The organism is Pseudomonas sp. BN417 (assembly GCF_029871205.1).
Classification (GTDB): Bacteria; Pseudomonadota; Gammaproteobacteria; order Pseudomonadales; family Pseudomonadaceae; genus Metapseudomonas.
In genome coordinates, this window is sequence record NZ_SSOJ01000166.1 from 40516 (window position 1) to 64032 (window position 23517).

General features: G+C 66.3%; 17 protein-coding genes. 10 read left to right on the forward strand and 7 right to left on the reverse strand.

The genetic code is table 11. The annotated features are described in order from the left end of the window. Positions 1-369: 369 nt before the first annotated feature. Positions 370-2277, reverse strand: a complete 1908-nt coding sequence (locus E8F11_RS29765; RefSeq protein WP_280292513.1) for a diguanylate cyclase — start codon at positions 2275-2277, stop codon at positions 370-372. A gap of 211 nt (positions 2278-2488) precedes the next feature. On the opposite strand from E8F11_RS29765, the gene E8F11_RS29770 reads away from it, so the two are divergent. The 5 genes from E8F11_RS29770 to E8F11_RS29790 all read left to right on the forward strand — a co-directional run bounded on the left by E8F11_RS29770 (position 2489) and on the right by E8F11_RS29790 (position 13025). After that, positions 2489-4780: a YgiQ family radical SAM protein gene (locus E8F11_RS29770; protein WP_280292514.1), complete on the forward strand. Its 2292-nt coding sequence runs from the start codon at positions 2489-2491 to the stop codon at positions 4778-4780. A gap of 412 nt (positions 4781-5192) precedes the next feature. Then, positions 5193-8480 carry a transglutaminase family protein gene (locus E8F11_RS29775; protein WP_280292515.1) on the forward strand — a complete coding sequence of 1096 codons (3288 nt, stop codon included), beginning with the start codon at positions 5193-5195 and terminating at the stop codon, positions 8478-8480. Positions 8481-8572: 92 nt separating this feature from the next. Continuing rightward, complete coding sequence (locus E8F11_RS29780; protein ID WP_280292516.1) at positions 8573-11071, forward strand: circularly permuted type 2 ATP-grasp protein; 2499 nt, start codon at positions 8573-8575, stop codon at positions 11069-11071. Then, positions 11071-12006 carry a transglutaminase family protein gene (locus tag E8F11_RS29785; RefSeq protein ID WP_280292517.1) on the forward strand — a complete coding sequence of 312 codons (936 nt, stop codon included), beginning with the start codon at positions 11071-11073 and terminating at the stop codon, positions 12004-12006. The genes E8F11_RS29780 and E8F11_RS29785 overlap by 1 nt, the downstream gene beginning before the upstream one ends. A gap of 170 nt (positions 12007-12176) precedes the next feature. Then, positions 12177-13025 carry a mechanosensitive ion channel family protein gene (locus tag E8F11_RS29790; protein WP_280292518.1) on the forward strand — a complete coding sequence of 283 codons (849 nt, stop codon included), beginning with the start codon at positions 12177-12179 and terminating at the stop codon, positions 13023-13025. Between the two features lie 167 nt (positions 13026-13192). Here E8F11_RS29790 and E8F11_RS29795 read toward each other — a convergent pair whose 3' ends face one another. From E8F11_RS29795 to E8F11_RS29815, 5 genes are all read right to left on the reverse strand, one after another. Further along, positions 13193-13636 carry a GNAT family N-acetyltransferase gene (locus E8F11_RS29795; RefSeq protein ID WP_280292519.1) on the reverse strand — a complete coding sequence of 148 codons (444 nt, stop codon included), beginning with the start codon at positions 13634-13636 and terminating at the stop codon, positions 13193-13195. 7 nt (positions 13637-13643) lie between these two features. After that, entirely contained in the window at positions 13644-14018 is a 375-nt protein-coding gene (locus E8F11_RS29800; RefSeq protein WP_280292520.1) for a DUF393 domain-containing protein, read from the reverse strand. A gap of 10 nt (positions 14019-14028) precedes the next feature. Beyond that, positions 14029-14460, reverse strand: coding sequence for a DUF3465 domain-containing protein (locus E8F11_RS29805; protein WP_280292521.1), 432 nt, complete (start codon positions 14458-14460; stop codon positions 14029-14031). A gap of 196 nt (positions 14461-14656) precedes the next feature. Beyond that, positions 14657-15244 (reverse strand): TIGR00730 family Rossman fold protein, encoded by a 588-nt coding sequence (locus tag E8F11_RS29810; RefSeq protein ID WP_280292522.1) that lies wholly within the window; start codon positions 15242-15244, stop codon positions 14657-14659. A gap of 254 nt (positions 15245-15498) precedes the next feature. Continuing rightward, entirely contained in the window at positions 15499-16122 is a 624-nt protein-coding gene (locus E8F11_RS29815) for a LysE family transporter (protein ID WP_280292523.1), read from the reverse strand. 121 nt (positions 16123-16243) lie between these two features. On the opposite strand from E8F11_RS29815, the gene azu reads away from it, so the two are divergent. Next, a complete protein-coding gene (gene azu, locus E8F11_RS29820; RefSeq protein ID WP_280292524.1) occupies positions 16244-16693 on the forward strand; it encodes an azurin in 450 nt (149 codons plus the stop codon). Positions 16694-16835: 142 nt separating this feature from the next. Here the strand turns inward: azu and E8F11_RS29825 are convergent, their stop codons facing one another. Beyond that, a complete protein-coding gene (locus E8F11_RS29825) occupies positions 16836-17735 on the reverse strand; it encodes a LysR substrate-binding domain-containing protein (protein ID WP_280292525.1) in 900 nt (299 codons plus the stop codon). Positions 17736-17939: 204 nt separating this feature from the next. Between E8F11_RS29825 and E8F11_RS29830 the strand changes: the two genes are divergently transcribed. The 4 genes from E8F11_RS29830 (at position 17940) to E8F11_RS29845 (ending at position 23516) form a co-directional block, all read left to right on the forward strand. Next, the gene (locus E8F11_RS29830; protein ID WP_280292526.1) at positions 17940-19430 is read left to right on the forward strand and encodes an aldehyde dehydrogenase family protein; all 1491 of its coding nucleotides are present in this window, start codon (positions 17940-17942) and stop codon (positions 19428-19430) included. 28 nt (positions 19431-19458) lie between these two features. Beyond that, positions 19459-20742: an FAD-binding oxidoreductase gene (locus E8F11_RS29835; RefSeq protein WP_280292527.1), complete on the forward strand. Its 1284-nt coding sequence runs from the start codon at positions 19459-19461 to the stop codon at positions 20740-20742. Positions 20743-21247: 505 nt separating this feature from the next. Next, positions 21248-22369 (forward strand): branched-chain amino acid ABC transporter substrate-binding protein, encoded by a 1122-nt coding sequence (locus tag E8F11_RS29840; RefSeq protein ID WP_280292528.1) that lies wholly within the window; start codon positions 21248-21250, stop codon positions 22367-22369. Between the two features lie 232 nt (positions 22370-22601). Then, positions 22602-23516: a branched-chain amino acid ABC transporter permease LivH gene (locus tag E8F11_RS29845; RefSeq protein ID WP_280292529.1), complete on the forward strand. Its 915-nt coding sequence runs from the start codon at positions 22602-22604 to the stop codon at positions 23514-23516. Position 23517: the final 1 nt, after the last annotated feature.

Here is a 23517-nt window from a genome sequence, read left to right on the forward strand (position 1 = left end):
TCTCGCGGCATCCATGCCGCTCGTCCCCCTGCGCAACGCTTCCGCTCGGCCTCCTGACGGGGCCGAGTCGCCGCCCCACCTCTTCTGCACAGGTTCAGGCAATGAGCAGGCATCAGGATTGCCGCGCCCTGTCAGGCGCGAGTCACCCCTCGCCCTTTGGGGCGAAGCGGCACGCTGTCGGAAGCACCGCTTCCGGTGCCGATGAGCGACTGAGCGCGAAGCGATCAGGCTGGGGCGCAGGGCGGGGGTGAGGGATGAATCAGGCAAGTGCGGAGGTCTGAAAATACCGTGTTAGGGCGTTTTATTCGATGCAACAGCAGCTAACGCAGACAGAGCCAATTCATTCGCCAGGCAGACCGCAGGGCTGCCCTACAAAAGCCCACTGCGAATCTTCAGCACATCCAGCTGCAGGCTGGCCTCGCTGGACAGTTCGCCATCCTCGCCGAACACCGCCAATCCCGAGCGGCCGCGGGCCTTGACCTTGTACAGGGCCCGGTCGGCGGTCTGGTAGAGCCCGGAGAAATGCCGGGCGTGCTGCGGGAAGAGCGCCACGCCGATGCTGATGGTCACCGACAGCCGCTCCGCGCCGTAGCACACCGGGGCGGCCAGTTCGTCCAGCAGGCGCCGGGCCAGGTCACAGGCCTCGACTTCGGCGTCCGCCCCGCCGATCAGCACGGCGAATTCGTCGCCGCCCAGGCGCGCCACCGCGTCACCGCCGCGCACGTGCTCGCGCAGGCGCTGGCCGATGGTGCGCAGCATCTCGTCGCCGGCGTCGTGGCCGAAGCGATCGTTGATCGGCTTGAAGTTGTCGAGATCGATCAGCATCAGCGCCAGCGCTTCGTCGTGGCGCTTGGCGTTGGCCAGGGCCGACTCGGTGCGCTCGATCAGGTAGCGGCGGTTCGGCAACTCGGTCAGCGGATCGTGGAAGGCCGCATGCTGCAGGGCCCGCTCGCGCTCGCTGAGGCGCACGTTGGCCGCGGCCAGTTCGGCGGTCCGGGCGGCGACGGCTGCTTGCAGCTCATCGGCGCTGGCCTGCATTTGCGCCAGGCGTGCGGCCTTCTCGCGGTCGGCCTGCTCCAGGGCGGCGGCGCGGTCCTGCTTGAGCATCTGGATGCGGTAGGCCAGGGCGAAGGAGAAGAGGATGGATTCGGCGGCGACGGCGACGGGGAACATGTAGGCGGTGAAATTGATCGGCTGGATGATGCCGGCAGCACGCATCACCAGTACCGCGGTGCTGACCAGCACGGTGCCGTAGCCGATCAGGTAGAAGCGCGCCGGGATGAAGCCCTGGCGCCAGCGGATCAGCGCGCTGATCAGGGCGGTCGGCACCGTCACTATCGGGGTCAGGGCGATCAGGATGGCGCCCTCGGCGCGGTAGCCGAAGACGTTGATCAGGATGGCGATGGCGTAGAGCACGCAGGCCACGTTGAACAGGCGGTCGGCCCAGCGCAGGCCGCGGCGGGTGTACAGCAGCTCCTGGGTGAAGCGCATGACGAAGATGCCCCAGAGTGCCGGCAGGGTAATGCGGTCCAGCCACAGGGGCACCGGCGCATCCGGCCAGAAGTACTGGAAGCCGTGCCCGGTCATGCTGAGGATGAACACCAGCGCCGAGGCGGTGGCCAGCACGTACCAGAGGTAGGCGGGGTCGCGCAGCGCCACCAGGATGAACAGGTTGTAGAGGAAGAGCGCCAGGATCACCCCGTAGACCAGTCCGAAGCCGAGGTTCTCGGTGGCCTTCAGCTCCTTGAGGTCATCCAGTTGCCAGATCTTCAACGGGAAGGAGTTACCCGCCGGATCGAAACTGCGGAAGTACAGGGTCAGCGGCTGCGCGCCGATTTCCGGCAGCTTGAACAGCATGCGCCGGTAGGAGTAGTCGCGAGTCTCGGCGAAGGGCAGCGCTTCGCTGGACTCCCGGGCCATCCAGCGGCCGTTGCCGTCCGGCAGGTAGAGACTGACCCGATAGACGGTAATGCCGGCGTTCTCCAGCCACCACTGCTTCGGGGCCTCGTTGCTGCGGCTGAGCTGCACCCGCACCCACCAGACGCTGCGGCTCTGGCCGACGCTGGCGCGGCCGTTGGCCGGCGTGAAGCGCTGCTGCACCGCCGGGCTGGCCATGTCCTGAATGCCCAGTTTGCCGTCCGGGTCTTCCAGCAGGTCGATCTGCTCATTGAGTGACGCGCCGCTGCTCTGCGGGGTCAGTTCGAAAGCCGCCTGCGCTGGCACGGCGAGGCCGAGCCAGCAAAGGAGCAGGAAGAGGGGGAGGCTTGGACGAGGCACCGCGCACGCTCCTTGTAAGAGTTCTACTACGTACGGCCTGGCGGTTCTTATGTCGGCAGAAGTATAGCGATCTGGAGAATTTGTGATCACTCTGTAAGTAATTTCCTACAGGCTTGCGTTCGGCCTAGCAGAAACCCAGCGTGGGCGTCGGATTTGCTCAAAATTTGTGCTATATTCCGCGCCCCGTGAAAAAGCCCGCTGGTCAAAAAATATGCAAGCTGCGAAGCCGCTGTTCGACTATCCGAAGTACTGGGCCGAGTGTTTCGGTCCCGCACCCTTCCTGCCGATGAGCCGGGAAGAGATGGATCAGCTCGGCTGGGATTCCTGCGACATCATCATCGTGACCGGCGATGCCTACGTCGATCATCCGTCCTTCGGCATGGCCATCATCGGTCGCCTGCTGGAATCCCAGGGCTTCCGCGTGGGCATCATCGCCCAGCCGGACTGGCGTTCGAAGGACGACTTCATGAAGCTCGGCGAGCCGAACCTGTTCTTCGGCGTGGCGGCGGGCAACATGGACTCCATGATCAACCGCTACACCGCGGACCGGAAAATCCGTTCCGACGACGCCTATACCCCGGGCGGCCTCGCGGGCAAGCGCCCGGACCGCGCCAGCCTGGTCTACAGCCAGCGCTGCAAGGAAGCCTATACCCACGTACCGGTGGTGCTCGGTGGCATCGAGGCGTCCCTGCGCCGCATCGCCCACTACGACTACTGGCAGGACAAGGTGCGCCGCTCGATCCTGATGGACGCCACCGCCGACATCCTGCTCTACGGCAACGCCGAGCGCGCCGTGGTGGAGATCGCCCAGCGCCTGTCCTGGGGCGAGACCATCGAAAGCATCACCGATGTGCGCGGCACCGCCTTCCTGCGCCGTGACACCCCCGAAGGCTGGTTCGAGATCGACTCCACCCGCATCGACCGTCCGGGCAAGATCGACAAGATCATCAATCCCTACGTCAACACCCAGGACACCGCCGCCTGCGCCATCGAGCAGGAGAAGGGCCCGGTGGATGACCCGGAGGAAGCCAAGGTGGTGCAGCTGCTGCCCAACCCGCGGCTGACCCGCGAAAAGACCGTGATCCGCCTGCCGTCGTTCGAGAAGGTGCGCAACGACGCGGTGCTCTACGCCCACGCCAACCGCGTGCTGCACCTGGAGACCAACCCCGGCAACGCTCGCGCCCTGGTGCAGAAGCACGGCGAGGTGGACGTCTGGTTCAACCCGCCGCCCATCCCGATGACCACCGAGGAAATGGACTACGTCTTCGGCATGCCCTACGCCCGTGTCCCGCACCCGGCCTATGGCAAGGAGAAGATCCCGGCCTACGAGATGATCCGCTTCTCGGTGAACATCATGCGCGGCTGCTTCGGTGGCTGTACTTTCTGCTCCATCACCGAGCATGAAGGCCGCATCATCCAGAACCGCTCGGAAGAGTCGATCATCCGCGAGATCGAGGAAATCCGTGACAAGGTGCCCGGTTTCACCGGCGTCATTTCCGACCTGGGCGGCCCCACCGCCAACATGTACCGGATCGCCTGCAAGAGCACCGAGATCGAGAAGCACTGCCGCAAGCCGTCCTGCGTCTGGCCGGGCATCTGCGAGAACCTCAACACCGACCACTCGGCGCTGATCCAGCTGTATCGCTCGGCCCGCGCGCTGCCCGGGGTGAAGAAAATCCTCATCGCCTCCGGCCTGCGCTACGACCTGGCCGTGGAGTCCCCCGAGTACGTCAAGGAACTGGTGACCCACCATGTCGGCGGTTACCTGAAGATCGCTCCCGAGCACACCGAGGAAGGTCCGCTGGGCAAGATGATGAAGCCCGGCATCGGCTCCTATGACCGCTTCAAGCAGATGTTCGAGAAGTACTCGAAGGAAGCGGGCAAGGAGCAGTACCTGATCCCGTATTTCATCGCCGCCCACCCCGGCACCACGGACGAGGACATGATGAACCTCGCCCTCTGGCTCAAGCGCAACGGCTTCCGCGCCGACCAGGTGCAGGCCTTCTACCCCTCGCCCATGGCCAGCGCCACCGCCATGTACCACTCGGGCAAGAACCCCCTGCGCAAGGTCACCTACAAGAGCGAAGGGGTGAAGATCGTCAAGAGCGAGGAGCAACGCCGCCTGCACAAGGCCTTCCTGCGCTACCACGACCCGAAGGGCTGGCCGATGCTGCGCGAAGCGCTGGAGCGCATGGGCCGAGGCGACCTGATCGGCAACGGCAAGCACCAGCTGATTCCGGCCTACCAGCCCGCCACGGACGAGTACCACAGCGCCCGTCGCAAGAACTCCACCCCGGCCGGCAGCAAGAAGGTGGGCAAGGCGATGCTGACCCAGCACACCGGCCTGCCACCGCGTGGCAGCGACGGCAGCAATCCCTGGGACAAGCGCGAACAGGCCAAGGCCGCGGCTTTCGCCCGCAAGCAGGCGGAAAACAAGGCGGCCGCGTCCGAGAAGGGCGGCGGCAAGAAGAAGCCCGCCAAGCGGCCAGTAGCGCCGCGCTGATGTAAACGCCAGCCTTCGGGCTGGCGTTTTTGTTTCCGGGTCGGCCAGACGTCGAGAAGGGACTCGCACCGGGGCTGTGAAGTTACCAAAGACCGTAGGATGGTCGGGCGGCGTTCCGCGAGTAACGCGATACCCATCATTCTTCCCCACAGGTATTCGCAGCCCCATCGTTGGTGCTTATGCCCAATCGGCCTAAGCAGGCCCGCGCGAATTCCCTTCTCCTTCATCTTCCGCCGCTAGGCTTTGAATTCACCCCCTCGGTCGGGCCGTTGAACCATTTCTGTGCGGCTGCGCCGTCCGGGGGCGACTACGGCCCCTTTCCAGTGCTTGAAGGGGCGGAAATCCAAGGTACGGGGGCTGGCACAAGTCTTGCGCGGCTCCCGGCATCGCCCAGGCCCGCAGGAGGCACGCCGTGTCGATCCATGTCGCACTGCATCACGTCACCCACTATCGCTACGATCGCGAAGTCAACCTCGGGCCGCAGATCATCCGCCTGCGGCCGGCGCCCCACAGCCGTACGCGCATCCTCGGCTATACCCTGAAGGTGGCGCCCGGCAAGCACTTCATCAATTGGCAGCAGGACCCCCAGGGCAACTACCTGGCGCGGCTGGTCTTCCCGGAAAAGACCCGCGAGATGAAGGTGGAGGTCGACCTGGTCGCCGAGATGGCGGTGTTCAACCCCTTCGACTTCTTCCTCGAGCCTTACGCCGAACAGATTCCGTTCAGCTACACCGCCGACGAACAGCGCGAGCTGGCGCCCTACCTCAGCTGCCTGCCGGAGACGCCGCTGTTCGCCGAATACCTGGCGCGCATCGACCTCACGCCCAAGCGCAGCGTCGATTTCCTGGTGGCGCTCAACCAGCAGCTGTCGCGGGATATCCGCTATCTGATCCGCCTGGAGCCCGGCGTGCAGACCCCGGAAGAGAGTCTGGAGAAGACCTCCGGCTCCTGCCGCGACTCGGCCTGGCTGCTGGTGCAGCTGCTGCGCCACCTGGGGCTGGCGGCACGCTTCGTCTCCGGCTACCTGATCCAGCTCACCGCCGACCAGAAGTCCCTCGACGGTCCCAGCGGCACCGAGGTGGACTTCACCGACCTGCACGCCTGGTGCGAGGTCTACCTGCCGGGCGCCGGCTGGGTCGGCCTGGACCCCACCTCCGGCCTGTTCGCCGGGGAGGGCCATATTCCCCTGGCCTGCAGCCCGGAGCCTTCTTCCGCAGCGCCCATCAGCGGTGCGGTGGAAGACAGCGAGTGCGAGTTCGCTCACGAGATGCGCGTCGAGCGGGTCTGGGAGGCGCCGCGGGTGACCAAGCCTTATAGCGAGGAACAATGGCAGGCCATCCGCGAACTGGGCGCACGCATCGACGCCGACCTGGTTCGTGGCGACGTGCGCCTGACCATGGGCGGCGAGCCGACCTTCATCGCCATCGATTACCCCGACGACCCCGAGTGGAACACCACCGCCCTGGGGCCGAACAAGCGCCTGCTCGCCGCTGACCTGTTCTACCGCCTGCGCCGACACTATTCGCCCCAGGGGCTCGTGCACTTCGGCCAGGGCAAGTGGTACCCCGGCGAGCAGCTGCCGCGCTGGTCGCTGAACTGCTACTGGCGCCGCGACGGCGAAAGCCTCTGGCAGGACCCGGCGCTCTATGCCGATGAAGGCCGCAGCTATGGCGCCGACGCCACGCTCGCCGCGCGCTTTCTCAAGGGAGTGGCAGGGCGCCTGGGCGTTTCGGCGGAGCACCAGTTCCCGGCGTTCGAGGACTGGTTCTACTACCTCTGGCGCGAGCGCAAGCTGCCCGCCAACGTCACCCCGGAAGATGCGCGCCTGGCCGACCCGCTGGAGCGCGAGCGCCTGCGCCGGGTTTTCGAACGTGGCCTCGGGGATGTAGTCGGCCAGGTGCTGCCGCTGGCGCGCAGCGCGGCGGGCGACGCCTGGGACAGCAGCCGCTGGTACCTGCGCGACGAGCATTGCCGGCTGATCCCCGGCGATTCGCCCCTGGGCTACCGCCTGCCGCTGGAATCCCAGCCCTGGGCCAGCGAGGCCGACTACCCCTATGTGAATCCGGCTGATCCCAGCCAGGCCTTCCCGCCATTGCCTCGCGCCGCGCAGATCCGCCAGCAGCTGCGTGACGGCGCGCCGCGTCCCATGGCGCAAGCCCGCGAGCCGGGCCTGCATAAGTCGGCCGCCGGTATTGTCCGCACCGCCCTCTGCGCCGAGCCCCGCGAGGGCCGGCTCTACCTCTTCATGCCGCCCCTGGACGAGCTGGAGGCCTACCTGGAGCTGGTGGCCGCCATCGAGGCCACGGCCGGAGAACTGGACTGCCCGGTGCTGCTGGAAGGCTACGAGCCGCCCAGCGACCCGCGCCTGGTAAATTTTCGCGTCACCCCGGACCCGGGAGTGATCGAGGTGAACATCCACCCTTCGGCCAACTGGGACGAACTGGTGGAACGCACCGAATTCCTCTACGAAGCGGCGCGGCAGAGCCGGCTGTCCAGCGAGAAGTTCATGGTCGACGGCCGCCATGTCGGCACCGGCGGCGGCAACCACTTCGTGCTGGGCGGTGCCACGCCGGCGGACTCGCCCTTCCTGCGCCGCCCCGACCTGTTGCGCAGCCTGATCAGCTACTGGCACAACCACCCCTCGCTGTCCTACCTCTTCTCCGGCCTGTTCATCGGCCCCACTTCCCAGGCGCCGAGGGTGGACGAGGCGCGCAACGATGCCCTCTACGAACTGGAGATCGCTTTCAGGCAGATGCCCGAGCCCGGCGCCGACTGCCCGCCCTGGCTGGTGGACCGGTTGTTGCGCAACCTGCTGGTGGACGTCAGCGGCAATACCCACCGCGCCGAGTTCTGCATCGACAAGCTCTACTCGCCGGACAGCAGTACGGGCCGCCTCGGCCTGCTGGAGCTGCGCGCCTTCGAAATGCCGCCCCATGCGCGCATGAGCCTGGCCCAGCAATTGCTGCTGCGCGGCCTGGTGGCGCGCTTCTGGAACGAGCCCTACCAGCCGCCTAAGCTGGTGCGCTGGGGCACCGAACTGCACGACCGTTTCCTCCTGCCGCACTTCGTCCAGCAGGACTTCGAAGACGTGGTCCATGAGTTCAACGCCGCAGGCTATCCGCTGCGCAGCGAATGGTTCGCCCCGCACTTCGAGTTCCGTTTCCCGAAATATGGCGACTACTCGGTGAAGGGCATCGACCTGGAACTGCGCCAGGCCCTGGAACCCTGGCACGTGCTGGGCGAGGAGGGCGCCGCAAGCGGTGCCGTGCGCTACGTGGACTCCTCCCTGGAGCGGGTGCAGCTGAAGGTCAGCGGCATGACCCCGGACCGCTACGTGCTCACCTGCAATGGCCATCCCGTGCCGCTGCGGCCCACCGGGCGGGTCGGCGAGTTTGTCGCCGGCGTGCGCTACCGCGCCTGGCAGCCGGCGTCTTGCCTACAGCCCACCATAGGCGTGCAGGCGCCGCTGGTGTTCGACCTGGTGGACACCTGGATGCAGCGCTCCCTGGGCGGTTGCCAGTACCATGTGGCGCACCCTGGCGGGCGCAGCTACGACAGCTTCCCGGTGAACGCCTACGAGGCGGAAAGCCGGCGCCTGGCGCGCTTCTTCCGTCACGGGCACACCCCGGGCAAGCTGCAGGTCGGTCAGCCGCTGGTCGACGACGAACTGCCCATGACCCTGGACCTGCGCCGCCTGTAGGCTGCAAGGGTGGTGTCCCGGCCGGCGCCGCTGCGGCCGGGCGCCGCGTCGTCCGCTAAAGTTTCCCTGCTGCCCTTCTGCCGAGCCTGTCGATGTCCGAGCTGCTAGACAACTACCCCCTGACCGCCACGGCCTATCACGAACTGCTGGACGCCGAGGGCGCGGTGCGCCCGCACTGGCAGCGCCTGTTCCAGCAACTGGAGCGCGCCTCGCCTGCCCAGCTGAAGCAGCGCCAGGATCTGCTGGCGCGGCAGATCCAGGAAAATGGCGTCACCTACAACGTCTACGCCGACCCCAAGGGCACCGACCGTCCCTGGGAACTCGACCTGCTGCCCAACCTGCTTTCGGCCGAGGAATGGCAGCCCATCGCCGCCGGCGTGGCGCAGCGCGCGCGCCTGCTCAACGCCATGCTGGCCGACCTGTACGGCGAGCAGCAGCTGCTGGCCGAGGGGCTCCTGCCCAGTGAGCTGGTCTTCGGCCATCCCAACTTCCTCTGGCCCTGCCAGGGTGTACAGCCGCCCGGCGGCATCTTCCTGCACAGTTACGCGGTGGACCTGGCCCGCGACGCCGACGGCCGCTGGCACGTGCTGGCCGACCGCACCCAGGCGCCCTCCGGCGCTGGCTACGCCCTGGAGAACCGGCAGATCGTCTCCCGCGCCCTGCCGGAGCTCTACCGCGACTTGCGGGTGCAGTACCTGGCCGGCTACTTCCGCACCCTGCAGGAAACCCTGATCAGCCAGGCCCCCAGCGACGGCGAGACGCCCCTGGTGGTGTTGCTGACACCGGGGCGCTTCAACGAGACCTATTTCGAGCACCTTTACCTCGCGCGCCAGCTCGGCTTCCCGTTGGTGGAGGGCCATGACCTGACGGTGCGCGACGCCACCCTCTACCTCAAGACCCTGGGCGGTCTGAAGCGCGTCCACGCCGTGCTGCGCCGCCTCGACGACGATTACTGCGACCCGCTGGAGCTACGCACCGACTCGGCCCTGGGCGTGCCCGGCCTGCTGGACGCGGTGCGCCACGGCCGGGTGCTGGTGGCCAACGCCCTGGGCAGCGGCGTGCTGGAGTCGCCCGGCCTGCTCGGCTTCCTGCCCCGGGTCAGCCAGCGCCTGCTCGGCGAAGAGCTGTTGCTGCCCACGGTGGGCACCTGGTGGTGCGGCACCGGGCAGGGCATGGGCAAGTCGCTGGAAGGCCTGGCCGGACTGGTGATCAAGCCGGCCTTCCCCTCGCAGAGCTTCGAGCCGCTGTTCGGCCACGCCCTGGAAGATGGCGCCCTGCTGGGCCTGCGCAAACGCCTGCACGCCCACCCCCATGCCTATGTCGCCCAGCGCATGGCCCAACTGTCCCAGGCGCCGGTCTGGCAGGGCGACGGCGAGCGCGGCGAGCTGCAGTCGCGGGCCATCGGCATGCGCGTTTTCGCCGTGGCCGGCAGCGACGGCCGCTACTGGGTGATGCCCGGCGGCCTGACGCGCGTGGCCTCGGCGGCCGACGCCGAAGTGGTCTCCATGCAGCGTGGCGGCGCCAGCAAGGACACCTGGGTGCTGGCCGACCTGCCGGTGGTGGGCGAGCCCCTGCGCCCGCGTACCCTCGGCGTGCGCGACCTGATCCGCCAGGACCCCTACCTGCCGTCGAGGGTGGTGGAAAACCTCTACTGGTTCGGCCGTTATGGCGAGCGCTGCGATGACGGCGCGCGCCTCCTGCGGGTGGTGCTGTCGCGCTACGTGGATGCCGACGGCGACGAACAGGCGCTGCAATCGGCCCTGCAGCTGGCCGGCGCCATCGGCCTGCTGCCGCTGGGCGACGAGCCCTTGGAGGAGCGACTGCTGGCGGCCCTGCTGGACGACGAATGGCCGAGCAGCGTCAGTGCCAACTTGCGTCGTCTGCACTGGGCGGCGGCCCAGGTGCGCGGCCGGCTATCGCGGGAGAACTGGCACGCGGTGCTGGAGCTGAACCGCGAGGCCCAGGCGCTGGACCCTGCGCGCACCGACCTGGGCGAGGCCCTGGACTTCCTCAACCGCCTGCTGATGTCCCTGGCGGCCCTGTCGGGCTTCGCCCTCGACGACATGACCCGCGACGACGGCTGGCGCTTCCTGATGATCGGCCGGCGCATCGAGCGGGTGCAGTTCTATGCCGAGAGCATCGCCGGTTTTCTCGAAGGCGGCGCCGCCTGGGACCCGGTGGCCCTGGACTGGCTGCTGGAGCTGGGCAACAGCACCATCACCTACCGCTCGCGCTACCTGGCCTCGCCGCAGCTGATCCCGGTACTCGACCTGCTCCTCCTGCACGAGCAGAACCCCCACGCCCTGCGCTTCCAGTTGCAGGCGCTGGAGCGCTCCCTGGGGCGTCTGCACCTGGAGTTCGGCGCGCCCCAGGAGCTGGTGCTCAGCGGCCTGATCGGGCGCCTGCTGGCCTTCGACCTGGCGACCCTGGAAGACCCGCTGTTCGGCAGCGAAAGCCTCGATGAAGTGCTCGCCGGCCTGGCCGGGCTGCTGCGGGAGATCGCGCAGAACGTCGGACAGGTCTCCGATCGCCTCGGATTGCGCTATTTTGCCCACGTCGACGATGTCAGCCAGCAAACGGTGTCCACCTGATGCGAGCGCAAGCCCAGTCCAGCGCCCCTGTGCAGGGCGCCCGCTACCAGGTGTTCCACGACACCCACTATCGCTATTCGGCGCCGGTTTCCCTGTCCCAGCAGCTGGTCCACCTCTGGCCGCGGGACTGCCCCTGGCAGCGGTGCAGCGGCCAGCAGTTGCTGGTGGAGCCAGAACCCACCCTGCGCCAGGACCTCGCGGACGTGTTCGGCAACCCGCTGACGCGCCTCGCCTTCGAGCGCCCCCACGACGAACTGCAGGTGAACACCCGCCTGCAAGTCGAGGTGCTGCCCCACGCTCCGATCGACCTGGCTGCCTCACCGGCCTGGGAGCTGGTGCCGGCGAGCCTGGCCTATACCGGCCGCGCCTTGTCGCCCATCGAACTGGAAGCCTGCCGCTACCGGGTGGAGTCGCCCTATGTGCGCATCAAGCGCCAGTTCGCCGAGTACGCCGCCGGCAGTTTTCCGGCGGGTCGGCCGCTGCTGCAGGGCACGGCGGCGCTGATGGAGAAGATCTTCAGCGAGTTCGACTTCGACTCCGACGCCACCCAGGTGGCGACGCCGCTGACCGAGGTGCTGGAGCGCCGTCGCGGGGTCTGCCAGGACTTCGCCCACCTGATGCTCGCCTGCCTGCGCTCCCGCGGGCTGGCGGCGCGCTACGTCAGCGGCTACCTGCTGACCCAGCCGCCGCCTGGTCAGCCACGGCTGATCGGCGCCGATGCCTCCCACGCCTGGGTGTCGGTCTACTGCCCGCGCAGCGGCTGGGTGGATTTCGACCCCACCAACAACATCCTGCCCAACCTGGAGCACATCACCCTGGCCTGGGGCCGCGACTTCTCCGATGTTTCGCCCCTGCGCGGGGTCATCCTCGGCGGCGGCAGCCACGACCCCGAGGTGCGGGTGACCGTAATGCCGCTCTGGGAACTCGCCGTCTGACGCTCTTGTAGGTTGGGCTGAGCTACGCGAAGCCCAACGCGCCTGGCCAACTTCTGCACACCCGGCTACAGCGTTACTCCCCTACGGGCGTTACTCCGGGCCGGACAAGCACTTTACTGGCGCCGTGCTAGTTTTTTCGGGGCCACTTCTCTCCTGCAAGGTGCTTCGCCATGGATGAAACAACGATCGTCAATGTAGGTACCGAGAAGGTCAGCGCGTTCATGACCACCGTCATGCAGTACGCCACCACCTTCGGCATCAAGATCCTCGCGGCCATCGCCTTCTGGGTGATCGGCCGCTGGCTGATCAACTTCGCGGTAAGCCTGGTCCAGCGTTCCCTGGAGCGGCAGAAGGCGGACCCGACCGTGCTGCGCTATGTCGGCTCCTTCATCACCGTGACCCTGAACATCCTGCTGGTGGTGGGCATCCTCGGCTACTTCGGCATCCAGACCACCAGCCTGGCGGCGCTGATCGCGGCGGTCGGCCTGGCCATCGGCATGGCCTGGTCGGGGCTCCTGGCCAACCTGGCGGCGGGCGGCTTCATCATCGTCCTGCGCCCCTTCAAGGTCGGCGATTTCATCAGCGCGGGAGGGGTAACGGGGACGGTGAGTGAGATCGGCCTGTTCGGCACCACCATCAACACGCCGGACAACGTGATGACCCTGGTGGGCAACAACAAGATCTTCAGCGACACCATCCAGAACTTCAGCCACAACAGCTATCGCCGGGTGGAGCTGAAGGCCCAGCTGTCCGGCGCCGCCGACTATCAGGCCGCCGCGGCGCTGCTCAAGCAGCGCATCGCCGCCATCCCCAACGTCCTCACCGACCCGCCGGTGGATGTGGAAATCCTCGAGTTCAACCTGGTCGGCCCGGTGCTGGCGGTGCGTCCCTACTGCCACAACGACAACTACTGGCAGGTGTATTTCGATACCAACCGCACCATCAAGGACGCCCTCGGCACCGACTTCCCCGCGCCCATGCCGGCGCAGACCATCATCGTGCAGCAGCCGCAGGGGTAGCCTGTATCCGGGCTACACCCGAGGCACCGTTTGCCCCCTCTCCCTCCGGGAGAGGGTTGGGGTGAGGGAATCCGTGCCATCGCTGCGGCATTGAAGGGCAGGCCGGCGGCCTGCTTTCTGATACCGCATGGGTATCGCTCCGCTCGCGGAACGCCGCCCGACCCATCCTACGGTCTGCGCAGGTGCAGGACGGGAAACGCCTTGCCCAGGGCGTCGACTTCCGAGCGGCCGGCCCGGACGAAGCCCATGCGCAGGAAGAAGCCCACTGCCTGCGGGTTCTGTTCGTTAACGTCGACCGTCCGGGCCCCACAAGCCAGGGCGTGCTCCATCAGTGCGCGGCCGATGCCCCGGCCATGCTGCGCCGGATCGACGAAGAGCATGTCCACCCGGTCTCCGGTCGTACCGATGAAACCGGCGATGCGGCCTGCGGCGTCACGCAGGCAGGCGAGCCGCATCGAATCCAGGTAGGCGTCGCGTACCAGGGGCTTGAAGAACTGGATGTCGTCTTCGCTGAGGAAGTGATGGGTGGCGCGCACCGCGTCCTCCCAGACTTCCACCAGGCGCTGGCGGTCGGCGGGGGAGAGGGTCTTCAGGGTTTCGATCGTTGTCATGATTGGGTCACCAGTGGTGCAAGGACTTGTTCCAACGGTAGAGCAGGCGGGCGAAGGCCTTGTAGGCCAGTTGCGCCAGGCCGTGGATGAGCGGCAGGGAGAACAGCCGGGCCTTCCATTCCTCGCCCGGCGAGTGGCGCCAGAGCACGATGAAGGCGTCCACGCCCATGCGCTTCACGCCGTGCTCGTCCACCAGGTGCAGGCGTTCGCGGACGTATTCGAGGTTCTCGTCAATTTCACCGACCACGGCGTTGTCCTGGTGGATGTCTGCCCATTCCACCTGGCAGGCGGTGGTCTTGCCCTTCTGGCCCTCGATACTGGCTCTGCACACGGGGCAAGCGCTGTTGTAGTAGACCTTGATCCGCCCGTCGTCGCCTGCCATGCGCTGCTCCCTACTCGTAGGTGCGGCCCTTGTGCTTCAGCCAGCCGCCGACATGGCGGCCGGCCGGATCATGGTGGGTCCAGTGGATCACGCCGCCCTTGGCGTTCCATTCGTACTCGCCGAAGAAACCCACCTCGTCGCCTTCGCGCAGGCCGTCGATGCGTGGCGCCAGGTCGATATTGTGCGCCACCAGCAGCGACAGTCCATCGGTGGTGCGCAGGATGAAGCGCTGGTGGCGGCTGCCCTTGAGGTCATCGCGCAGGACCTTGGCCACCACGCCCTTGCCTTCGATCTGGAGGTCGCTGCGACGCTGCTCGAAGGCCTCGCGAAGCTGGCCATCGGCAGAGGCGTGCTGCTCGGCGGGGGAGAAGAGTTGCGGATTGCGGTCGTAGACGCCGTAGAGGCCGAGGCCCAGGGCGAGGATGAGGAGGATCTTCTTCATGGGGCAGGTCCTTTGCGTGGCCCGGCTGGGAGTCAGGATTCTGTACGAAAACTGCCTGCGCTCGGTGATGCGTCGTTAAAAATCGGTTCGGAATGCTCATTAACAGCTCGTTAACTCCGCTTCCTCACCGATTTTTGCCTAGCCTGACCGTCGCTCGGCGATTTTTCGTACAGAATCTAGCCGGGCCGGGCGGGGATCAATGAGGCTTGCGATCGACCCATTTCGGGGCGCTGCTGGGGCGCCAGGCTTCCAGGCGGTCGAGCAAGGTCTCCGGGTGGCCGCCGACCTGCAGCATGCCGCGGTGCTGGTCGCGGACGAAACGCTCTTCCACCAGGTGGTCGAGGAAATCGGTGAGCTTGTCGTAGAAGCTGTTCACTTCCAGCAGACCCAGCGGCTTGCTGTGGTAGCCGAGCTGGCCCCAGGTCCAGATCTCGAAGAGCTCTTCCAGTGTGCCGAGGCCGCCGGGCAGGGCGATGAAGGCGTCGGAGAGTTCGGCCATGCGTGCCTTGCGCGCGTGCATGCCATCTACCACTTCCAGGCGGGTCAGGCCCTTGTGGCCGATTTCGGCGTTCATCAGGCTCTGCGGAATCACCCCGATGACCTCGCCACCGGCGGCCAGGGCCGCATCGGCGACCGTGCCCATCAGGCCAACCGCACCACCGCCGTAGACCAGGGTGATGCCGCGTTCGGCCAGGGTGTGGCCCAGGAGGGCGGCGGTTTCACGGTAGATCGGCTTGGCGCCGGGGCTGGCACCGCAGAACACGCAGATGGAACGCAAGGACATGGGGGACTCCTGGTGCGAAAAAAAGCGCGCAAGAGTACCGGCTTCGCCCTCGGGCTCCAAGCTGCGTGAATGGTCAGCTTCCGAACGGTAGGACGGCAGGGCTATTCGGCGGAAGCGCCACAGGCCCCGGCGGCGTAGGCGGCGAGCAGGCTTTGCAGGAAGTTCATGGCGCATCTCCTTATGGATGAATGGCGCCATGCTAGGGCCGCCTCGCGCGGCCCGCCCGTTGATTGTGTCGATCAGCCCTATAGGGGTCAGGCCAGCTTCAGCAGTTCCGCCGCCGTCATGCCCGAAAGTCCCAGCAGGCACAGGCCGCAGGCGAGGTAGGTGAGGCGGTGCCAGAGGGTGGAGGCGGCGCGGCGGAACCAGTCCACCAGGCCGGCGCAGATAAAGCACCAGAGCAGCGAGGACAGCATGAAGCCGCCGAAGAAGACCGCCAGGTGCATGGGCGTCGGCTGCGCTACGCCAACGGCTGCCATGGCACCGCCCATGGCGGCCCAGTAGACGATGTTCTGCGGGTTGGTCAGGGACAGCGCCGCGCCCGAGGCGAAGGCGCTGCCGCTGGCGCCACCCTCTTCGGTCGAGGGCGGCGGCGGCCGGTGGGCGTCGCGCAGTGACTGCAGCCCGAGCCAGCCGAGGTAGAGGGCGCTGGCGATGGTCAGCGGATAGCGCACGGCGGCGCTGTCCAGCAACAGGGCGAGACCCGTGAGGCCAAGCGCGGCCCAGGTGGCGTCGCCCACCAGCGAGCCGATCTGCACCATCAGCGCGGGTTGGTAGCCACCCCGCAGGCCGCGTCGCAGGGTTTCGCTGAATACCGCACCGGGCGCGGCGTTGAACACGAAGCCCAGGAGCATCGCGGCGATGAAGAAGGACAGCATGGGGGGGCGAAACTCCTTGTAAACAGGGTTGCGGCCAGTTGCCGCAGGTCATGGGAACTCGCCGGCAAATCGGGCAGTCTCCCTAGTTGGGCCTTTTGCCCATTCTGCCAAGGAGACTCCCATGATTCGCAAGCTCGTCGTTGCATCCGTGCTGGCCCTGGCCAGTGCACCTCTGCTGGCTGCTGAATGTACCGTGGATGTGCAAGGCACTGACCAGATGACTTTCGATACGAAGGAAATCAAGGTCAGCAAAAGTTGCAAGACCTTCACCGTGAACCTCAAGCACTCCGGCAAGCTGGCCAAGAACGTGATGGGCCACAACTGGGTGCTGAGCAAGACCGCCGATGCCCAGCCCATCGCCACCGAAGGCATGACCGCCGGCCTCGACAAGGACTACCTGAAGGCCGACGACCCCCGCATCATCGCCCACACCAAGATGATCGGCGGTGGCGAGAGCGACAGCGTGACCTTCGAGGTATCCAAGCTGGCTGCCGGCGAGAGCTACGAGTTCTTCTGCTCCTTCCCAGGGCACGTGTCGATGATGAAGGGTACCCTGGCCCTGGTCGACTGACCCACAGGTGGATACGAAAAGGCCGCTCCGTGTAGCGGCCTTTTTGTTTCTGGAGCAACCGCCGGGTTCATTCCGTTTTTTCCTGAAACCGCGGGGAGTCATTGGACTTGCCCCTACGGAAAAACAGCCGGTCGTGATCCTCCTACAGCGGTTCCTGATCCATCTGCTCCAGCATCCAGCGCACGAAGTCGCGCACCTTGGGCACTTCGGCCACGTGCTCAGGGTAGGCCAGGTAGTAGGCGTTGCGGCTGGGCATCGGGTGGTCCCAGGGGATCACCAGCTTGCCTTCGGCCAGTTCCTCTTCCACCAGGAAGCGTGGCAGCAGGGCCACGCCGCAGCCGGCCTGGGCGGCACGGATGCACATGTAGGAGGTGTCGAAGCGCGGCCCGTGGTAGCTGTGCTCGGTATGCCGGTCCTGGCTCTGGAACCACTCGTGCCAGGCTTCCGGGCGGGTGGCGTTCTGCAGCAGCACCAGCTCGGTGAGCTGGGTCGGCTCGGTGAAGGGCTGCGTGGGCATCACGCTCGGTGCGCAGACCGGCACCACTTCCTCGCCGAACAGGCGGATGCACTCGGCGCCGGGCAAGGCGCCCTGGCCGAAGAAGAAGGCCAGGTCGCAGCGGCCCTGGGTCAGGGCGGTGGGCTCCAGCTCGTTGCGCAGGTCCAGGTGAATGTTCGGGTGGCGCAGGCGCCAGCCCTTGAGCCGGGGGATCAACCAGCGCGCACCGAAGGTCGGCGGGGTGGCCACCCGCAGCACGTCGGTGTCGCCGCCGTAGGACAGCATGTAGTGGGTGGACATCTCCACCTGGGTGAGGATCTTGCGCACCTCGGTGAGGTAGAGCGAGCCCGCCGGGGTCAGCTGCAGGCGTCGGCGCACGCGGCGGAACAGCAGGTGCTGGAGCAGTTCCTCCAGTTGTGCCACCTGTTTGCTCACCGCGCTCTGGGTCAGGGCGAGCTCCTCGGAGGCGCGGGTGAAACTGAGGTGCCGGGCCACCGCCTCGAAGCATTGCAGGGCGGTGATCGAGGGCATGTGACGTTTCAGCATCGGTTTTCTCTTGTACGGGCTGATCCATGAATTAACGGAATGATATGTGTCGGAAAGGTCGTTTGTTGGCAAGCCCTTTTCGCGGCTATTACTGGTGCCATTCCGACTCGGCTTTGATCGGTAGGAGCCAGCTTGCTGGCGAATCTTCGCGAGCGAGCTCGCTCCTACAGGTATGGAGCCATCATTTTTGTGACAGGAGTTCCCATGGTTACCGCACTGCTTGACCGCCTCGGTGTCAATTCATCCCTCTACCAGCAGGGCGAGCACGCCGTCCATTCGCCCATCGACGGCAGCCGCATCGGCACCGTGCGTCTGGAAGGCCGCGCCGAGGTGGAACAGAAAATCGCCCGTGCCGTTGATGCCTTCGCGGCCTGGCGCAAGGTACCGGCGCCACGCCGTGGCGAGCTGATCCGCCAGTTCGGCGAAGTGCTGCGCCAGCACAAAGCGGAACTGGGCGAACTGGTGTCCTGGGAAGCCGGCAAGATCACCCAGGAAGGCCTGGGTGAAGTGCAGGAAATGATCGATATCTGCGACTTCGCCGTCGGCCTGTCGCGCCAGCTCTACGGCCTGACCATCGCCTCCGAGCGCCCTGGCCACCACATGCGCGAGACCTGGCACCCGCTGGGCGTGGTCGGCGTGATCAGCGCCTTCAACTTCCCGGTCGCGGTCTGGTCCTGGAACGCTGCACTGGCTCTGGTCTGCGGCAACCCGGTGGTGTGGAAACCGTCCGAGAAGACACCGCTCACTGCCCTGGCCTGCCAGGCGCTGTTCGAGCGCGTGGCGAAGAATTTCAGCGACGCGCCGGCGCATCTCAGCCAAGTGGTGATCGGCGCCCGCGAGGCCGGCGAAGCCCTGGTGGATGATTCGCGCGTGGCCCTGGTCAGTGCCACCGGCAGCACCCGCATGGGGCGCGAGGTCGGTCCCAAGGTGGCGGCGCGCTTCGGCCGCAGCGTGCTGGAGCTGGGCGGCAACAATGCGATGATCCTCTCCCCGAGCGCCGACCTCGACCTGGCGGTGCGCGCCATTCTCTTCAGCGCCGTCGGCACCGCCGGCCAGCGCTGCACCACCCTGCGCCGGCTGATCGCCCACGAATCGGTGAAGGCCGAGATCGTCGAGCGCCTCAAGGCCGCCTACGCCAAGGTGCGCATCGGTCATCCGCTGGAGGGCAACCTGGTCGGTCCGCTGATCGACCAGCAGAGCTTCGACGCCATGCAGCGCGCCCTGGAACAGGCCCGCGGCGAAGGCGGCAAGGTCTTCGGCGGCGAGCGCCAGCTGGCCGCGCAGTTCCCCAGCGCCTACTACGTGTCGCCGGCCATAGTCGAAATGCCGGGGCAGAGCGCCGTGGTCTGCCACGAGACCTTCGCGCCCATCCTCTACGTGGTCGGCTACAGCGATTTCGCCGACGCCATCCGCCTGAACAACGCGGTGCCCCAGGGGCTGTCTTCCTGCCTTTTCACCACCGACGTGCGCGAGGCTGAGCTGTTCCAGTCGGCGGTGGGCAGCGACTGCGGTATCGCCAACGTCAATATCGGCCCCAGCGGCGCCGAGATCGGCGGTGCCTTCGGCGGCGAGAAGGAAACCGGCGGCGGCCGCGAGTCCGGCTCGGACGCCTGGAAGGCCTACATGCGCCGGCAGACCAACACTGTGAACTATTCCCACGAGCTGCCGCTGGCCCAGGGCATCACCTTCGACTGAGCGGGTTCCGGCCCTAAGGATTGACCCCATGACCCTGCGCCAGGAATGCCTCTGGGAGTATCTGACGCCCGAACTGCCGGAAAGCCCCGTGCTGCACGGCGAGGTCAAAGTCGATGTGTGCGTGATCGGGGCCGGTTTCACCGGCCTCTCCGCCGCCCTGCACCTGCTGGAGGCCGGCAAGCGCGTGTGCCTGCTCGAAGCCCACACGGCCGGGCACGGCGGTTCCGGGCGCAATGTCGGGCTGGTCAACGCCGGCATGTGGATACCGCCGGACGAGATCGAGGCCGGCCTTGGCCGCCAGGCCGGCGAGCGACTTAATCGGACTCTGGGCGCCGCGCCATCGCTGGTGTTCTCCCTGGTCGACCGTTACGACATCGACTGCCAGCTGCGTCGCGAAGGCACCCTGCACATGGCTCACAATGCCCGTGGCCAGGCCGACCTCGCCAGCCGCTGCGAGCAGTGGCAGCGCCGTGGTGCGCCGGTCGAGCTGCTGACCGGCGCCGCCTGCCGCGAAGCCACCGGTACCGACCGGATCGCCGCCGCGCTGCTCGACCGCCGCGCCGGCACCCTCAACCCCATGGGCTACACCCGTGGCCTGGCCCGTGCGGTGAAGTATCTCGGCGGCCAGCTCTTCGAACGTTCGCCCGTGCTGCGCCTGGAGCGCCAGGGCGCCAACTGGTGTGTGGTCAGCGAACACGGTGCGGCCATCGCACCCCAGGTGGTGATCGCCTCCAACGCCTACACCGAGGGTGAGTGGACCGAGCTGCGTCGTCACTTCTTCCCCGGTTACTACTACCAGGTGGCGTCCACGCCCCTCTCGGGCGAGGCTGCCGCGCGCATCCTGCCGGGCGGGCAGGGCTCCTGGGACACTCGCCAGGTGCTCAGCAGCATCCGCCGCGACGCCGATGGCCGCCTGCTGCTCGGCAGCCTGGGCGACGGCTCGCGCAAGCCGGCCTGGTTCCTGCGCGCCTGGGCCGACCGCATCCAGCGCCACTACTTCCCGTATCTCGGCAAACTGGACTGGGAATTCACCTGGACCGGCCGCATCGATTTCACCCCCGACCACCTGATGCGCCTTTACGAACCGGCGCCCGGCCTGCTGGCCTTCACCGGTTACAACGGACGCGGGGTCACCACCGGCAGCGTGGTGGGCAAGGCCTTCGCCGACTACCTGCTGAGCGGGGACGAGCAGGCGCTGCCGATGCCGTTCCAGCCCATGCGTGCGGTGGCGGCGGCGGGGCTCAGGAGTTCGCTGTATGAAGCGGGTTTCTCGCTCTATCACGCAGGGCAATGCCTGCGCGTGGTGATCTAGCAGGAAGGGGAGGATGGCGTAGGGTGGGCCACGCTTCACCGGTCCACCATGGACGTTCGGGCCAGCATCGAATGGTGGAAATGAAAAGCGATTTCCACCCTACGAAAAGGCGTCATGCAGTGGGCGCCGGTTATTGAGCACGTGATGAAGATCGCAAAAAAGTTGTGCTGCACCGCTTTGTGACAGGTGACACTTTCTTGCAGGATGGGAGGAATAAGGGCATATCAGTAACAGTGCGCTGTGGGAAATTTCGCGCACCAGTGATGTGCAAATAGGTACCGTGGGGCTATTGTTACCAACCGTGCTGGCATGCTGATGCCAGGCGGCTTGCAGGCACGCCTGCAGGTTTATTGAATCGATTTGGAAGTTATTGATTCATAAGAATAAAAATAAGAAATAAGGAGGTGGGAAAGGCCTTTCAGGGCGCGGAGCAACTACAAGAATTAATGGCACGCCACTTGCTGAATACGAGCGCTAACCCTAAAAACCTCAGGAGCAAAACTCCATGTCGCAGAAGATTTTCAGAAAAGGCTTTCTGGCTCTGGCGGTTACCACCGCGCTGGGCGTTTCTTCCGTTGTACAGGCTGATGTTGTAATCGGCGTTGCCGGGCCGCACACCGGCGCCAACGCTTCCTTTGGCGAACAATACTGGCGCGGCGCCACCCAGGCCGCCGAGGACCTCAACGCCGCCGGCGGTATCAACGGCGAGAAGATCAAGCTGGTGAAGGCCGACGACGCCTGCGAGCCGAAGCAGGCCGTGGCCGTGGCCAACCGCCTGGTCGACCAGGACAAGGCCATCGCCGTGGTCGGTCATTTCTGCTCCTCCTCCACCATCCCGGCTTCCGAGGTCTACGACGAAGCGGGCGTCATCGCCATGACCCCGGGCTCCACCAACCCCGCCGTGACCGAGCGCGGCCTCTCCGGCATGTTCCGCATGTGCGGCCGTGACGACCAGCAGGGCATCGTCGCCGGCGACTACATCGTCGACAAGCTCAAGGCCACCAAGGTCGCCATCATCCACGACAAGGACACCTACGGTCAGGGCCTGGCCGACGCCACCAAGGCGCAGCTGGCCAAGCGCGGCGTGAAGGAAGTCCTGTACGAAGGCCTGACCCGTGGCGAGAAAGACTTCAACGCGCTGGTCACCAAGATCCGCGCCACCGGTGCCGAGGTCGTCTACTTCGGCGGCCTGCACCCCGAAGCCGGTCCGCTGGTCCGCCAGATGCGCGAGCAGGGCCTGACCGCCGTGTTCCTCTCCGGCGACGGCATCGTCACCGACGAACTGGTCACCACCGCCGGCGGCCCGCAGTACACCAAGGGCGTGCAGATGACCTTCGGCGCCGACCCGCGCAAGATTTCGGACGGCAAGGCGGTGATCGAGAAGTTCCGCGCCGGCGGCTTCGAGCCGGAAGGCTACACCCTGTATGCCTACGCCACGCTGCAGGCCCTGGCTGCAGGCTTCAATGGTGCCGGTTCCAACGATCCGGCCAAGGCTTCCGAATGGCTGAAGAGCCATCCGGTGCAAACCGTGATGGGCAAGAAGGAGTGGGACTCCAAGGGTGACCTGAAGGTCTCCGACTACGTGATCTACGAGTGGGACGACAAGGGCAAGTACAGCCAGCAGTGATGACCGGTTCGCGCGACCCGAACGGGCCGCGGACCTTTAGCTCGGCTGACCGGCCAGGTGCCACCCGCATCTGGCCGGTCGGTGCATTCCGGGAAACTGCTGAAGTCCTTTTCTGCTTGAGCCGGGTGTGGAAGCACCCGATTTGACACGGTAATTCAGTGGTGCCCGTCTGATTCCACTCGCGGAGGCCGACCGAACCCAAGGTCGGTCCCCCAAAAGACGAGACTGAGTGATGGACGGTATTATCCTGCAACAGCTGATCAACGGGCTGACCCTCGGGTCGGTCTATGGTCTGATCGCCATCGGCTACACCATGGTTTACGGCATCATCGGCATGATCAACTTCGCCCACGGCGAGGTGTACATGATCTCCGCCTACATCGCCGCGATTACCCTGGCCCTCCTGGCCTTCTTCGGCCTGGAATCCTTCCCCCTGCTGATCCTCGGCACCCTGCTGTTCACCATCCTGGTGACGGGTGTGTACGGGTTCGTGATCGAGCGCATCGCCTACAAGCCGCTGCGCAACTCCACCCGCCTGGCGCCGCTGATCTCCGCCATCGGCATGTCGCTGATCCTGCAGAACTACGTGCAGCTCAGCCAGGGAGCCCGCCAGCAGGGCGTGCCCACCCTGCTCGACGGCGCGCTGAAGTTCCACGTCGGTGACGGCTTCGTGCAGCTCACCTACACCAAGGTGTTCATCCTGGTCGCCGCCTTCCTCGGCATGGGTGTGCTGACCTACATCATCCAGCGCACCAAGCTCGGCCGCATGTGCCGCGCCACCCAGCAGGATCGCAAGATGGCCTCGATCCTCGGCATCAACACCGACCGGGTGATCTCCTACGTGTTCGTCATCGGCGCCGCCATGGCCGCCCTGGCCGGCGTGCTGATCACCATGAACTACGGCACCTTCGACTTCTATGCCGGCTTCATCATCGGCATCAAGGCCTTCACCGCCGCGGTGCTCGGCGGCATCGGCTCGCTGCCCGGGGCCATGCTCGGCGGCATCATCCTCGGCATCGCCGAGGCGCAGTTCTCCGGCATGGTCAACACGGACTACAAGGACGTGTTCAGCTTCTCCCTGCTGGTCCTGATCCTGATCTTCCGTCCCCAAGGCCTGCTTGGCCGTCCGCACGTCGCGAAGGTGTAAG